Origin of the sequence: Leeuwenhoekiella sp. LLG6367-2.1 (genome assembly GCF_045055775.1) — a bacterium.
In the GTDB taxonomy this organism is placed as follows: Bacteria; Bacteroidota; Bacteroidia; order Flavobacteriales; family Flavobacteriaceae; genus Leeuwenhoekiella; species Leeuwenhoekiella aequorea.
Genome location: NZ_CP159331.1, coordinates 1,230,905 through 1,245,494 on the forward strand (window position 1 = coordinate 1,230,905; position 14,590 = coordinate 1,245,494).

Below are 14,590 nucleotides of genomic sequence, written 5' to 3' on the forward strand. Positions count from 1 at the left end.
AAGATGAAAAAAATAATATTATTACTTGCTATTGCTTTTTTAAGCGGGTCAAATTCTGCTTTTGCACATTACTTATGGGTTGAGACCAGCGCAAAAGGAAATTTAAACGAGCCACAAGAAGTTCGCGTTTACTATGGTGAATACGCATATGGCGTTGTTGAAGAAGTTGCTGGAGATGCTTTCAAAGGGGTGAGCGATTTTAAGTTATGGCTTGTAGACCCTGCAGGAAAGAAGCATGCATTAGAAACTAAAGCCGGTACAGACCATTATTCAGCAGAATTCACTCCTACTCAAGATGGTGTATATCTGGTTTATCTAGAAAATCAAAATATTGAAGTTCTTGATTATACAGAATATGACTTCGGAATTTTTAAGCCTGTTTATAAATCATTTAAACAAGTAAATGTAAACACAGAACAAACTGCAGACAGCTCTAAATTCACTGAAGGACTGGTAATAAATCAAATCGAAAATACAGCAGATACTGTAAAACTACAAGTGCTCTATAATGGCGCTCCATTAGAAAAAGCAGAAGCTACGATCTCGATGCTGGATTTATGGACTAAGAAAGTAACTACAGATGAAAATGGAATGATTAGCTACACAAAGCCTTTTGAAACAAAATATATTGTTGAAGTAACCCATAATGAAAATACGCCGGGGAGCTATAATGATGTAGATTATCAATTTATCTGGCATTGTGTAACCTACACAAGTTTGCCGTAATGCTGTATTTGGCTTGTTTATTACTTGCGGTAGGCTTTTATGCAATGTATAAGACATCTGCAAAAATGTCTTCCAAAAAAGTAATATCAAATAAAAACAAAACCCGAAAGAATAAGTGGATACTTAATTCTCTCGGGTTTTACCTGCTTTGTATTGGCTATGGCCTATTTATAAATCAAATGAGTTGGGCAGCAGGGATTTTTACAGCTAGTATTATCCTAATGACTTTTAGCAGTTTAATAATCATTCTTACTCCATTAAACCTATTTAAATTTAATTGATTTGCCTGCAAATTCTAAATACTTAACCTCCTCACCCGTACAACGGGCAATTCGACTATTAACCGGGTTTGTAGGGGGTTACCTGGTAACAACATTGTTGCACCTAATTGCCGCAGCTTACATTTCTAAAAGCGTAATTTTAATAACCTTTACTTTTAGTGGATTTATAATTTGGGCGGTTCTATTTATAGTTGCCTATATCCCAAAAAAAGCCTGGCAAGCAAGCTTGACCTATTTTGGAGTAACAGGTATTTTGGCGCTTATCTTGTTTTTTACAAATACCTATAACTCCGTAGTTTCCTAATATGAATAACCGGCTTTATAATTTATTTTTCAACCTGCATACAGTAAGTGGTATTGTAATAAGTGTTGCGTTATATATCATCTTTTTTGCAGGCTCCTTTTCATTTTTTAGAGATGATATTATCGCCTGGGAAAGAAATCAGAATGAATTATCAGCAGACAATCTACCTGCACAAATAAATCCTGTTTTAGATAGCATACATGAACGCTATAATTTAAACAGCAGAGATATTACTCTTAAAACCTACTATGAAGAACGCCGTATAGCCGTAAGTCTGGGTGCACTAAAAGATTCTCTAATTACAAATGATAACCCTGGCGCACAGTTTTTTTACATAGACCCATTAACCTATAAACAACAGTCTTATGCTGAGTCTTATACTCTGGGGGAGTTTTTATACAGACTGCATTTTCTAACACAATTTTTCTATCCTGTAGGCTATTACATCTCAGGCTTTGTAGCATTCTTTTTTCTATTTGCAATTCTCACCGGCTTACTTATACATTGGAAAAAAATATTTTCTAATTTTTATACATTTCGCCCATTAGCAAAGTTAAAAACGATGTGGACAGATGCACATACCGCTTTAGGTATGATAGGACTTCCATTTCAATTTGTTTTAGCGGTTTCCGGAGCATTTTTTATGCTTAAAGTATTATTACTTACTCCCGCAGCTGTCTCCTTGTATGGAGGTAATGAAGCTGCCGTATATCAAGATCTAGAATTTGATGTCCCTTCTTATAATTTTGAAAATAAAAGATTAAAAAAGACTCCTAAACTCGATTCTTATCTCTTAAAAGTTAGAGATGACTGGCCGGGTTTTAATGTCAACGAACTTGTAATTAATAATTATGGTGATCAAAATATGCATATCACTGTAAAGGGACATCAAGATTATACCGAAAAGTTTAATGCTCCCGGAACAAGCATATTTGCTGTTGCCAGCGGAGAAAATACAATTGTTAAAAATCCGTATTCAGATGCTTCTTATCTAGATAGCGTAAAAAATGTAATGTACCGCTTACATTTTGGTGATTATGGAGGCTATCTCTTGCGCATTATTTCTTTTTTATTGGGAATTATCACGTGTGTAGTAATTATTTCCGGAGTACTGATTTGGTTACTGTCCCGTGATAAAAAAAATGTTCCTCTTAAAAAACAGAAGTTTTACAGGAGAGTTGCACTAACCTATTTAGCCATATGCTTAAGTATGTATCCCGTAACAGCACTTAGCTTTGTCGTGGTAAAACTGGCATATCCCCTAACTGAAAATTCTATTTACTGGTTCTACCTCATTACTTGGGCTCTTGCAAGTGCATACCTAATCTTCAAAAAAGACAGAGGAAACTGCATTCGATTTAGCTTGCTTTGGGGAAGTATTTTTGGTTTTATAGTTCCAATTGCTAATTATAGTATTACAAAAACAACTTTCTGGGAGAACTTATCAATGGGTAACTATCAGATTGCATTTGTTGATGTATTCTGGATAGCTCTTGCTCTTTGTACGTTATTTGCCTATTTGAAAGTAAGGAAAAAGACTAATAATTAAATCCAAATTTTCCGTCGGAAATATTTATTATATCCTCTCCTTTAGCTACTAAAGAAAAAATTCCTCCTATGGACTTTTCTTTCTTATTATGCGAGAGAATCGTTACAGTACCACTTTGAACTATAGGTGTAAACTCACCGGACTTATAAGAAGCCTTATACGGACTTTCAACACTAAAATCTGTTAGCGGATAAGTTCCCGGCTCAATATCTAAGGGTAAAAGAAGGCGTATACTTACTGAATTTGTACTTCCTACTCCTAAAAGGCTAGTCGATCCTGAAGAAGCATTGATACTTAAAGGATTAAAAGTGACTCCGTTTATTCTACACGTAAAAAAAGTGCTTACAACAGGAATTTCTTCTTCTATAGGAGGGCGCTTATAAAAAGGAACCTCATAAAAATAACCTTTAGTAAAATAAACCTCGGTACTATCTGAAGCAGAACGTGCTCTAAATCTAAAAGATCCAGTATATGTACTATCTTCTATACGCTCAACGACTACAGATCCTTCTCCATCAAAACGCGTAGAAAACTCTTTCCCTAAAGTGTTGCTATAACTTGCATAAGCATCATCTTCAGGATTAAGGTCAAAAACCCCTTCACCATAGTAGGGTAATGTAAAACTTACCACTTCGTCATTTAAAACACCTGACAAGCGTACCGCATAAACAAAATTTGAAGAGTTTGCAGTGTCAGAAGAATCATTTACAAGCTCTGCCCTTGTTATAGCTGCCTTGAAAAAAACAGTGTCTCGAATTCCCTGAAAAGCGGGCGAGTTAAAACTCACATCATCAGAACAAGAGAATATCAAAAGCACACCTAAAAAAGCAACAAGGTACTTTACCATAACACATTAAGTCTAAGTTCAAAATTAAGATTTTATAAAATAAAAACATATTGATAGCCAGAAAATTGTAGTATATTTGCGCCCTCATTTAGAGAACCTACTTATAGGCCTGTGCTTATAGATAGAATTCAACAAATTATAATCGGGGTCGGGTACCTCAAAAATTAATTTTTATGCCAGTAAAAATCAGATTACAAAGACACGGTAAAAAAGGAAAACCTTTTTATTGGGTAGTAGCCGCAGATACGCGCGCTAAACGTGATGGTAAATTCTTAGAAAAACTAGGAACTTACAATCCAAACACAAATCCTGCGACTATTGACTTAGACGTAGATTCATCAGTAAAATGGTTGCAAAACGGGGCTCAGCCTACTGAAACTGCAAAACGTTTACTTTCTTACAAAGGTGTTTTATTGAAAAATCATTTAGCCGGTGGAGTACGTAAAGGTGCACTTACTGAAGAGCAAATGGAAGAAAAATTCAACGCATGGTTAGAAGATAAGTCTTCTAAAGTTGAATCTAAAAAAGACACACTTTCTAAAGAACAGGAAAAAGCTAAGAAAGAGGCTTTAGCTGCTGAAACAGCTGCTAACGAAGCTCGTATCGCTGCTGCACAACCTGAAGAAGTAGCTGAAGAGGCTGCTCCTGAAGCTGAAGCTCCTGCTACTGAAGAAAACAACGAAGAAGAAGCTAAATAAATAAAACTCACGATGCGCAAAGAAGAATGTTTCTATCTAGGCAAAATCGTGCGAAAATTTAGCTTTAAAGGCGAGTTACTAGCTAAGCTAGATACTGATGAGCCTGAAATGTATGAAAATTTGGAATCAGTCTTTGTCGATTTTAACGGCAATCTGGTTCCATTTTTTATTCATTCTTGCCAGCTCCATAAATCTACATTACTTCGTATCGATTTTGAAGACGTCAATAATGAGGAAGATGCAGAAGATCTCATCAATGCAGAGCTCTTCTTACCACTTTCTACATTACCTCAACTCAAAGGCAATCAATTTTATTACCACGAGATTATAGGTTTTACAGTAAACGATATTCACTTTGGAGAAGTAGGTACAATTACTGGAGTAAACGATAATACCGCACAAGCACTTTTTGAGATTGATCACAAGGGCAAAGAGGTTCTTATACCTATAAACGATGACTTTATCAAAAAAGTAGATCGATCTACAAAAACCATAACACTAGATACACCAGAAGGGTTAATAGCTATTTATATCTAGCTTCTTCTATATCTACAAGTACTCAATTCGTAATCTGTGTCTAAGCCATTTAAATTTAAAGAATTTACTGTTGCTCAAGATCAGTGTGCGATGAAAATAGGTACCGATGGTGTATTACTTGGCGCCTGGGCACCTATTGCTAATTTCCCTAATTCTATACTGGATATAGGTACAGGCACAGGAGTTATTGCTCTTATGCTGGCACAACGCTGTGATGCTGAAATTATAGATGCGTTAGAACTCGATGACAATGCTTACGAGCAGGCTGTTGCTAATTTTGAAAATTCACCGTGGGGAGATCGTTTATTTTGTTATCACGCTCACTTATATGAGTTTGCAACAGAAATTGAAGACAAATATGATCTCATTGTTTGCAATCCGCCATTTTTTGAAGGCGGTACAAATCCTGACGATGAAAAAAATACAGCTCGAGAAAAGGCTCGCTTTGAAGAATCTATGCCTTTTGAACTCTTAGCTGCTTCAGCAAGTCACCTATTAAATCCTGAGGGATTGTTTTGCGTCATAATCCCTAAACTGCGCGAAACCGAATTCTTAGAATATGCAAATCAAGCTGGATTACACCCTACTCAGATTACATCTGTAAAAGGCAACGCTAATGTATCTGCAAAGCGTTCTTTAATTGCATTAACCAAAACGACTACAGAATGTGTTCATAATACCCTTACAATAGAAATTGAACGACATGTTTATACAAAAGAATATCAGGATCTTGTAAAAGATTTCTACCTCAAAATGTAGAACAAATCAAAGAATTTTTAGTTTAAAAATTGTAATATAGTTATATGCTAATTATCAAATTTGATAAAATAGCTGCAAGTAACTGTCATAAATTCAACCATTCTTAACTTAATTGATTTAGAATGAAAATATTACAATTATGAAACCAGATCTTTTTGAGTCTCCAGATTATTATAACATCGATGACCTTTTAACAGAAGAGCAAAAATTAGTTCGTTCTGCAGCAAGAGATTGGGTAAAGCGCGACATATCGCCCATAATTGAAGAGGCGGCTCAAGAAGCAAAATTTCCGAAGCAAATAATTGAAGGTCTTGCAGGTATAGGTGCCTTTGGACCCTATATTCCTGAAGCGTATGGCGGAGCAGGTTTAGATCAGATTTCATATGGTTTAATCATGCAGGAAATAGAACGTGGTGACAGTGGCGTACGTTCTACCGCATCAGTACAATCTTCACTCGTAATGTATCCTATTTTTAAATTTGGAAATGAGGAGCAGCGAAACAAATACCTTCCTAAATTGGCTAGTGGCGAATTTATGGGATGTTTTGGCCTTACAGAACCCGATCACGGCTCTAACCCCGGCGGAATGGTTACCCATTTTAAAGACAAAGGAGATCATTATTTACTGAATGGTGCTAAAATGTGGATTTCAAATTCGCCTTTTGCAGACATTGCAGTAGTCTGGGCTAAAAGTGAAGAAGGCCGTATACACGGTTTAATTGTAGAGCGGGGGATGGAAGGTTTTTCTACTCCTGAAACTCATAACAAATGGTCTCTGCGTGCAAGTGCAACCGGCGAACTTATTTTTGATAATGTAAAAGTGCCTAAAGAAAATATACTACCCAATAAATCGGGATTGGGCGCACCTCTCATGTGCCTTGATTCTGCACGATTTGGGATTGCCTGGGGAGTTATAGGTGCGGCGATGGATTGTTACGACACAGCATTGAGGTATTCTAAAGAGCGCCATCAGTTTGGGAAACCTATAGGATCATTTCAACTTCAGCAAAAAAAGCTTGCAGAAATGATTACAGAAATTACTAAAGCGCAATTACTCGCCTGGCGCCTGGGAACTTTACGAAATGAGGGAAGAGCTACTTCTGCCCAAATATCTATGGCAAAGCGAAACAACGTCGATATGGCTCTCAAAATAGCCCGTGATGCACGACAAATTTTAGGAGGAATGGGTATTTCCGGAGAATATAGTATTATGCGCCATATGATGAATTTAGAGAGTGTTGTTACTTATGAGGGTACTCACGATATACACCTTTTAATAACAGGAATGGATGTTACCGGTCTAAATGCATTTAAATAATAGTAGTATAAATAATATCAAGCTTTAAAATAGATTATACTCTTATTTGTTTATTAGTTTTGCCGAAAAACAAATACTATGATTGACGAAGTTAAGAAGGCTATTGCCCCATATCAAGATCAGTTATTGAGTCATCAGTTATATAAAAAATTACGCACTCCTGCAGACCTACAAATCTTTATGCAGCATCATGTTTTTGCTGTGTGGGATTTTATGTCACTATTAAAAGCTTTACAGTACGATCTTACAAAAGTTTCTACACCTTGGTATCCTTTGGGAAATCCTGAAATCAGGTACTTAATTAATGAAATTGTACTTGCCGAAGAAACAGATATTAACCTAGAGGGAAAGCGCCAAAGTCATTTTGAAATGTATTTGGATGCTATGGCAAAATCAAACGCAAGTACTCAGGAAATAAATTCTTTTTTAAGCCATATCACACATGGTACAGATATATTTTTAGTGATTGCAGTAAGTGAAATCCCCGAGTCAGTTAAGGAGTTTTTACGTTTCACTTTTGAAATTATTTCTGAAGGAAAAGCGCATAAGATTGCAGCTGCATTCACTTTTGGCAGAGAAGATCTTATTCCGAGTATGTTTACTCAAATTATAGGAAACATTCAGCAGAATTTCCCAATGGAGGATCTCACTTTATTTAAATATTACTTTGATCGTCATATTGAACTAGATGGTGATGAACATGGCCCGATGGCTTTACAAATGGTTTCTGAATTGTGTGGTAACGATGCGGTAAAATGGGAAGAAGTAAAAGAAACTGCGATCACTGCTCTTAAAAAAAGAGCAACCCTGTGGAATGGCATTGAACAAGAAATAACATCAAATATTTCGGTTTAAATAGAAGAACGAGAGCGGCTCGATATCTTTGATAAAATAGCAAGCTGTCATTACCTTGAAACAGTATTTGCACAACTAAAAGAAACTTAGAAAGTGCATTGCTTATAAAACCGATTGTGTGAAATATGCGTAGCTATTATATGAATTACTCACTGCTACGCATACCATTAATAAATATATTTTGCCTTTTTATAATTAGCTGTAACAACTCTAAGGCAACTATAACTGAGAGCACCACTAATACGGCTACGAGATACAATTATCTTGCTTTAGGTGATAGCTATACTATAGGAGAGCGGGTATGTGAATCTTGTAGGTTTCCCAATCAGCTAAAAACTAGAATCGAAAGCTTCCAAAATAGTATTTTAAATACAACTGTAATTGCAGAAACGGGTTGGCGTACAGACAATTTAATTAATGCTCTAGCAGCTAAAAATCTCAAATCTGATTACGACCTCGTAACCCTTCTAATTGGTGTTAATAACCAATATCAAAGCATTGTGTTTTCTGAATATAAAAAAGACTTCAACGTTCTTTTAGAAACTGCAATTCAATTAGCCGGCGGAAACGAAAAGCGTGTTATCGTAATTTCAATACCTGATTATGCTTACACAGCATTTGGTCAAAACAATGGCAATCAGGAAGAAATTTCTTCAGAAATAGATAAATACAACGCGTTTGCAAAACAAGTTGCTATGAGTAATGGAGTTACCTATTTGAATATTACAGATATCACAAGAAAAGGAATCTCCCAGCCTAAGCTAGTTGCTGCCGATGGTTTACATCCTTCAAAGGAAGCATACTCCCTATTTGTAGATCGCCTCTTTCCACTAGCTATACGTATTTTAAATAAAAAAAGCCTCAGTAACTAAGTTATTGAGGCAGTATTATAAGTTCTGTAAAATTAACTTTCGGGAGCTAATTTAACTTCTAACCCATTTAAATCTGGTGTGATAGGTATTTGACACCCTAACCGACTGTTATCCTCAACATAAAATGCTTCAGACAGCATAGCTTCCTCATCATACCCCATTTCATTTAATTTGTGATCAGATACCACATAACACTGGCACGAGGCACACATTGCCATACCTCCACAAGTACCTTCAACCGGAAGTTCATACATCTTACAAACTTCCATTAGATTAAGATTCATATCTGTAGGTGCTTCAAGGGCGTGAGCCACACCTTCCCGGTCAATTACTGTAATTGTTATGTCCTGCATATCTGCTTTTCTTAAGAGCGTGCTAAATTAATAAAAAACGCTGTTGCACCGTCTTAAAACCTATTCAAATAATAGGATTTTAAAACAGCTATACGTCACAAATTTTTACGCCTTCCCGAAGAGCAGCAATTTTATCAGGATATGTAGGAATGAATTCCTGTGCAACATATCCCGTAAATCCAGTATCTAAAATGGCTTTGATTATTGCAGGATAATTAAGCTCTTGGGCGTCATTAATTTCATGACGTCCCGGGACACCACCGGTATGGTAATGAGCAATATATTCGTGATGTTCATTAATAGTACGTATAACATCACCTTCCATAATTTGCATATGATAGATATCGTAAAGCAATTTAAAATTTTCAGAACCGAGTAATTTACAGAGATCAACACCCCACTGCGTGTGATCACATTGATAATCTTTATGATCTATTTTGCTATTAAGCAATTCCATTATCAAGACAACATTCTTCTCTTGAGCTTTTTTGACAAGTGGCGCAAGACCATCTACACAATTTTGAAGCCCTTCCTCTCTTGATAACAACCTCCTATTTCCTGAAAAAACAATAACATTTTTAATACCCTGAGCAGCAGCTTTATCGATTAATAATGAATATTGTTCCTGCAGACTTGCGTGGTTAGCTCTATCATTAAAACCATTTTCAATATTTGCAAAGCTATCTGTCGCGACTGCGCATTTGAGGCCGTATTTCTCAGCTGTCTCCCATTCTTCCGGCTTCAATAAATCAATTCCTTTTAATCCTAGCTCTGCTGCACTTTGTGCAAAATCATCAAGCGGCATTCCACTATAACACCAGTAACACGCTGAATGATTAATGTTCCCTTTTAAGGCAATCTCTCCTTGATCGCTAGCGTCAAGATTATCTTTGTTAGATTCATCTTTACAACTTAATGCTGCTAAACCTAAACTTAATCCAGAAGTTGTAAGTGCAATATTTTTTAAAGCCTTTCTGCGACTATTAGCGTGACTCATAAGAAGATATTTGTGATTTAAAATAAAACTAATCAATTACTTTAAATAATTGTAAAAATTACGCTTATAATTTTTTTGAAATAAAAAAAGCAGCTTTGATCTAATCAAAGCTGCTTGTCATAATTTTTATAATGAAATACTTATGCAACTACATTAATCACATTTTGTATTTGTGGGGCGTGTTTTTTTATAGTCATTTCAACGCCACTTTTAAGAGTCATTTGGTTCACACTGCAACCTACACAAGCACCCTCCAGCTGAACTTTAACTGTGGTACCATCTTCGATACCTAGTAACGCAATATCGCCACCGTCACTTTGCAAAAAAGGTCTGATTTCTTCTAATGCATCTTCAACTTTCCCCTTTAATTCTAAATCTGTCATAGTTTATTTTTTAACGGCTGAGCAACCTGCCATAGTAGTAATCTTCACAGCTTCTGTAGGCGGTAAATCATCATTACGTTTTACTAATTCTTCAACTGTATTACGCGTCATTTCCTGAAAAGCTTCAGAGAGCATAGTATCATCTTGCAACGCAGCAGGATGTCCTACATCACCAGCTTCACGAATACTTTGAACCAGCGGGATTTGCGCTAATAAACGTACACCTAAATCGTCTGCAAGATTTTTTGCACCCTCTTTTCCAAATATATAATATTTATTCTCTGGCAACTCTTCTGGAGTAAACCAAGCCATATTTTCTACAATACCTAGAACGGGTACATTTATACTTTCTTGTTGAAACATTGCAACCCCTTTCTTAGCATCTGCAAGAGCTACATTTTGAGGCGTACTCACAACTACTGCTCCAGTAAGTGGCATAGCTTGTACGATACTTAAATGAATATCACCTGTTCCCGGAGGAAGATCTACTAACAGAAAATCTAATTCTCCCCAGGCAGCATCAAAAATCATTTGATTTAATGCTTTTGAAGCCATTGGCCCACGCCAAACAACTGCCTGATCTGGTTTTGTAAAGAATCCAATTGAAAGTATTTTAACCCCGTAACTTTCTACAGGTTTCATTTTTTGCTTTCCGTCTACTTTTACAGACAGTGGCTTAGAATCTTGAACATCAAACATTATAGGCACAGAAGGGCCGTAAATATCCGCATCTAAAATTCCCACTTTAAAGCCCATTTTTGACAGACTCACAGCAAGGTTAGCGGTAATTGTAGATTTTCCAACACCACCTTTACCAGAGGCAACTGCTATAATATTTTGAATGCCCGGTATTGGCTTTCCTTTTATCTCGTTCTTAGTTTGCTTTTCTGGAGCATCTACACGTACATTAACTTTAACCTGAGCTTTTTGATGCACCTCAGCGTGAATCACTTTCATGATTTCTACTTCAGTTTTCTTTTTTGCTTGCAGGCTTGGGTTATTTATAGTGATATCTACGATAACCTCGTCACCAAAGGTCACTACATTAGTCACCGCACCACTCGTTACCATATCTTCTCCTTCACCAGGCGCACTTATGGTTTTTAGTGCATTGTATATTGCTTGTTTCTCTAACTTCACGATATCTTACTTAGATTGATTCTAAAACTACAAATATAGGCTGAAAACTTCAGAAATCGAAAGAGTTATTGCCTATCCATGTATTGACGGTTTCTATGTCTGAAGATTAGTTTAAACCGATACTGAAACAAAAAAATAATGGCTTATTTTAGATTTTAAATCCTACCATTTCTACGGGATCCCAGAATTTATCTTTGAAGTTCTGTAGCTTATCCTCTTTAACCGTGTGACCCTCACTTTCTAGAAGCTGTTGCATGAGATGTGTCCCTTTAAAATGGTGCTTTCCGGTAAGGAGTCCGTTTCTATTAAGTACACGGTGTGCAGGCACATCTTCAAGATTAGAAGCACCATTCATAGCATAACCCACCATACGTGCGCTGCCTGCAGCTCCCAGACATTTTGCTATTGCTCCGTAAGAAGTTACTTTCCCGTACGGAATCATTCTAGTAACCTCATAAACGCGCTCATAAAAATTAAGCGTTTCAGGTTTTGCCATAAAGCATTCGGATTAGCGTAATAGCGACCAGAACAACCATTAAGGCAGCCATAAAATAATTTGAATATTTAGCAAAATTACGCGGTTCATTCTGAATGCGATCAAAACCCACTACATAGATGTACAGAGCGGTAAAAGTTCCAGAGGCTGCAGCTAAAATAAAAAGAGAAACCTCCACCCAACCGTTAGTATTAGATCCAGAGACATTAAATGCTGCACTCAGCGCGCAGAAATACGGTATAGGCAACACGTTGATTAAAGCAACTAGCATGCCTTTAGCAAAACTTTTTCTACCCGAGTGCTTTGGGATTTCTACTTCTTTCACTTTATTCTTTTTTGCGGCTATAAAAAAATATACCGCAAGAATACCAAATATGACAATCCCAGTACGTAGTAAAGTATTGCGCACAATAGGATGACTAAATATATAGCGCGCAAGTAGAATTGCCACAAAAGCTTGTAGTAATACTATTATTGACGCACCTAAAGCAACAAGCATACCATTACGCCTCCCTCTGTGGACACAGGTTTTTGCAACAGACATATTTACCAATCCCGGAGGTAATACTCCAAGAAAAGCAGCAAAATAAGTAATGAAGAAAAGTTTTGTTATTTCCAAATGCTTCTAGTTGATCCTAAATTTGATATAGGTAATAGGTTTTCCTATTTCAAGATACTGTTTTTCATAAAAAGTTTGTATCCCTACTACTTCTTTTGGAGCATCGTGGTTAATATAAATATTGTGGTGTGCATACAAAATCTCGTGACCCAGGCCTTCTAGCAAACCTAAAGTATACCCGTGCATATATTCACTATCAGTTTTAAGATGCATTATCCCATTAGGTTTTAGTACCGTTTTGTAACGTTCTAAAAAATGCGGATTAGTCATACGGTGTTTTGTACGCTTATATTTTATTTGAGGATCTGGAAACGTAATCCAGATTTCTGAAACTTCATTTTCTGCAAATGCTTTATCAACAAGTTCGATTTGCGTACGCATAAATCCGGCATTATCAATGTTTTCTTCCAATGCCGTTTTTGCACCTCGCCAAAAGCGCGCACCTTTAATATCAATACCTAGAAAGTTTTTATCGGGAAAGCGCTTTGCGAGACCTACAGTGTATTCTCCTTTTCCGCAGCCAAGCTCTAATACAATAGGCTTGTCATTTTTGAAAAAATCACGATTCCAGTTGCCTTTTAAAGGAAACTCCTGATCAGTAAGGTCTTTTCGCTCAGGCTGTACGACATTACTAAAGGTTTCATTTTCGCGAAAGCGTCTCAGTTTATTTTTACTTCCCAATGCAGGTATGTATTTAATTAAAAATTTACGCGCCAAAGATACGAGTACTGCTTTGAAAGTGACTCCATTATTGAGATCGAAATACCAGATAACATAGTAATAACTTAAACTTATTAACCTAACTAATTGTTTTTCAGAATATTAAAATCTATGTGAAAATACTATCTATGTGAAAAATCTTACAGGTTTAATAGTTTAATAATCTATTGGAAACATTTACGTTTAAGAGATATATCAACTTTGTAAAGTGCAAAAGCAAAAAACCATACTCGTAGCTCCATTAAATTGGGGACTCGGTCACGCCACTAGATGCGTGCCACTCATACGTGAGCTTCTTAGTGAAGGCTTTGAGGTTATACTTGGAAGTGATGGTCAAGCATTAGATCTATTAAAAAAAGAGTTTCCGCAGCTTCAAGCTCTAGAATTACCCTCCTATAAAATAGAATACGCTAAAAACGGCAAACGTTTTAAATGGAAAATGCTGTTGCGCAGCCCCAAAGTTCTAAAAGCTATACGCAAAGAACGCGAACAACTCAAAGAGCTTGTAAAGGCAAAAACTATCGATGGCGTTCTATCTGATAACAGATTAGGCTTATACCATGCAGATATCCCCACCGTATTTGTCACACATCAATTACAAGTTTTAAGCGGAAAAACCACAAAATTAACTTCAGCAATGCATCGCAATTACATCAAGCGATTTGATGAATGTTGGGTGCCTGATTTTGAAGGAAAAAGCAATTTGAGTGGAAAACTTGGGCATCCTAAAAGTTTTGATATTCCGGTTAAATATATAGGTGCACTTTCTCGATTAGAAGCTCAAGAGACAAAATCAGTTTATGATGTTATGGTGCTGCTAAGTGGGCCAGAACCTCAACGCACAGAGCTTGAAGAAATTTTAATGCACGAGTTAAAGCATTATAAGGGACAGGTTTTATTTGTAAGAGGTGTAATTGAAGCAGAACAGACCAGTACAATTAAAGACCATATAAAGGTTGTAAATTATATGGAAACTGCAGATTTACAGCGCTCTCTATGTTCTAGTGATTTAATTATAAGTCGCTCGGGATACACTACAGTTATGGATCTGGTGAAGCTGGGTAAAAAAGCATTTTTTATTCCTACTCCCGGACAAACCGAACAAGAATATCTAGCAAAACGCTTTCAAAAGGCAG

At 36.4% G+C, this 14,590-nt stretch carries 17 protein-coding genes and 1 pseudogene; 10 read left to right on the forward strand and 8 right to left on the reverse strand.

From position 1 onward, the window contains the following. The first annotated feature begins 3 nt into the window (after window positions 1-3). The 3 genes from ABVM53_RS05550 to ABVM53_RS05560 all read left to right on the forward strand — a co-directional run bounded on the left by ABVM53_RS05550 (window position 4) and on the right by ABVM53_RS05560 (window position 2,860). Window positions 4-726 (forward strand): DUF4198 domain-containing protein, encoded by a 723-nt coding sequence (locus tag ABVM53_RS05550; RefSeq protein ID WP_405330340.1) that lies wholly within the window; start codon window positions 4-6, stop codon window positions 724-726. 282 nt (window positions 727-1,008) lie between these two features. Continuing rightward, on the forward strand, window positions 1,009-1,311 hold the full coding sequence (locus ABVM53_RS05555; protein WP_405330342.1) for a hypothetical protein: 303 nt from the start codon (window positions 1,009-1,011) through the stop codon (window positions 1,309-1,311). Window position 1,312: 1 nt separating this feature from the next. Then, the gene (locus ABVM53_RS05560) at window positions 1,313-2,860 is read left to right on the forward strand and encodes a PepSY-associated TM helix domain-containing protein (RefSeq protein ID WP_405330343.1); all 1,548 of its coding nucleotides are present in this window, start codon (window positions 1,313-1,315) and stop codon (window positions 2,858-2,860) included. On the opposite strand, the gene ABVM53_RS05565 is transcribed toward ABVM53_RS05560, so the two are convergent. Beyond that, the gene (locus ABVM53_RS05565) at window positions 2,850-3,707 is read right to left on the reverse strand and encodes a DUF6252 family protein (RefSeq protein WP_405330345.1); all 858 of its coding nucleotides are present in this window, start codon (window positions 3,705-3,707) and stop codon (window positions 2,850-2,852) included. The genes ABVM53_RS05560 and ABVM53_RS05565 overlap by 11 nt on opposite strands. 173 nt (window positions 3,708-3,880) lie before the next feature. Between ABVM53_RS05565 and ABVM53_RS05570 the strand changes: the two genes are divergently transcribed. The 6 genes from ABVM53_RS05570 (at window position 3,881) to ABVM53_RS05595 (ending at window position 8,746) form a co-directional block, all read left to right on the forward strand. Next, window positions 3,881-4,405, forward strand: a complete 525-nt coding sequence (locus ABVM53_RS05570; RefSeq protein WP_128757908.1) for a 30S ribosomal protein S16 — start codon at window positions 3,881-3,883, stop codon at window positions 4,403-4,405. A 12-nt stretch (window positions 4,406-4,417) separates the two neighbouring features. After that, window positions 4,418-4,942: a ribosome maturation factor RimM gene (gene rimM / locus ABVM53_RS05575; RefSeq protein ID WP_405330347.1), complete on the forward strand. Its 525-nt coding sequence runs from the start codon at window positions 4,418-4,420 to the stop codon at window positions 4,940-4,942. Between the two features lie 36 nt (window positions 4,943-4,978). After that, window positions 4,979-5,701, forward strand: a complete 723-nt coding sequence (locus ABVM53_RS05580; RefSeq protein ID WP_405330349.1) for a tRNA1(Val) (adenine(37)-N6)-methyltransferase — start codon at window positions 4,979-4,981, stop codon at window positions 5,699-5,701. A gap of 139 nt (window positions 5,702-5,840) precedes the next feature. Continuing rightward, window positions 5,841-7,019 (forward strand): acyl-CoA dehydrogenase family protein, encoded by a 1,179-nt coding sequence (locus ABVM53_RS05585; RefSeq protein ID WP_405330351.1) that lies wholly within the window; start codon window positions 5,841-5,843, stop codon window positions 7,017-7,019. Window positions 7,020-7,097: 78 nt separating this feature from the next. After that, on the forward strand, window positions 7,098-7,874 hold the full coding sequence (locus ABVM53_RS05590) for a DUF3050 domain-containing protein (protein ID WP_405330353.1): 777 nt from the start codon (window positions 7,098-7,100) through the stop codon (window positions 7,872-7,874). Window positions 7,875-8,014: 140 nt separating this feature from the next. After that, window positions 8,015-8,746, forward strand: a complete 732-nt coding sequence (locus ABVM53_RS05595) for an SGNH/GDSL hydrolase family protein (protein WP_405330355.1) — start codon at window positions 8,015-8,017, stop codon at window positions 8,744-8,746. A 32-nt stretch (window positions 8,747-8,778) separates the two neighbouring features. Here the strand turns inward: ABVM53_RS05595 and ABVM53_RS05600 are convergent, their stop codons facing one another. The 7 genes from ABVM53_RS05600 to trmB all read right to left on the reverse strand — a co-directional run bounded on the left by ABVM53_RS05600 (window position 8,779) and on the right by trmB (window position 13,415). Next, window positions 8,779-9,099 (reverse strand): 2Fe-2S iron-sulfur cluster-binding protein, encoded by a 321-nt coding sequence (locus ABVM53_RS05600; protein WP_371455729.1) that lies wholly within the window; start codon window positions 9,097-9,099, stop codon window positions 8,779-8,781. An 88-nt stretch (window positions 9,100-9,187) separates the two neighbouring features. Then, window positions 9,188-10,096, reverse strand: a complete 909-nt coding sequence (locus tag ABVM53_RS05605; protein ID WP_405330357.1) for a hydroxypyruvate isomerase family protein — start codon at window positions 10,094-10,096, stop codon at window positions 9,188-9,190. A gap of 140 nt (window positions 10,097-10,236) precedes the next feature. Then, the gene (locus tag ABVM53_RS05610; protein WP_128757914.1) at window positions 10,237-10,479 is read right to left on the reverse strand and encodes a NifU family protein; all 243 of its coding nucleotides are present in this window, start codon (window positions 10,477-10,479) and stop codon (window positions 10,237-10,239) included. A gap of 3 nt (window positions 10,480-10,482) precedes the next feature. Continuing rightward, a complete protein-coding gene (locus tag ABVM53_RS05615; protein WP_371455727.1) occupies window positions 10,483-11,619 on the reverse strand; it encodes an Mrp/NBP35 family ATP-binding protein in 1,137 nt (378 codons plus the stop codon). Window positions 11,620-11,767: 148 nt separating this feature from the next. Next, complete coding sequence (locus ABVM53_RS05620; protein ID WP_405330360.1) at window positions 11,768-12,115, reverse strand: MGMT family protein; 348 nt, start codon at window positions 12,113-12,115, stop codon at window positions 11,768-11,770. After that, window positions 12,102-12,734 (reverse strand): LysE family translocator, encoded by a 633-nt coding sequence (locus tag ABVM53_RS05625; protein WP_128757917.1) that lies wholly within the window; start codon window positions 12,732-12,734, stop codon window positions 12,102-12,104. The genes ABVM53_RS05620 and ABVM53_RS05625 overlap by 14 nt, the downstream gene beginning before the upstream one ends. A 6-nt stretch (window positions 12,735-12,740) precedes the next feature. After that, the gene (gene trmB, locus ABVM53_RS05630; protein WP_128758091.1) at window positions 12,741-13,415 is read right to left on the reverse strand and encodes a tRNA (guanosine(46)-N7)-methyltransferase TrmB; all 675 of its coding nucleotides are present in this window, start codon (window positions 13,413-13,415) and stop codon (window positions 12,741-12,743) included. A gap of 901 nt (window positions 13,416-14,316) precedes the next feature. Here trmB and ABVM53_RS05635 point away from each other — a divergent pair. Continuing rightward, window positions 14,317-14,583 (forward strand): annotated as a pseudogene (locus tag ABVM53_RS05635) (glycosyltransferase); the annotation flags it as partial. Window positions 14,584-14,590: the final 7 nt, after the last annotated feature.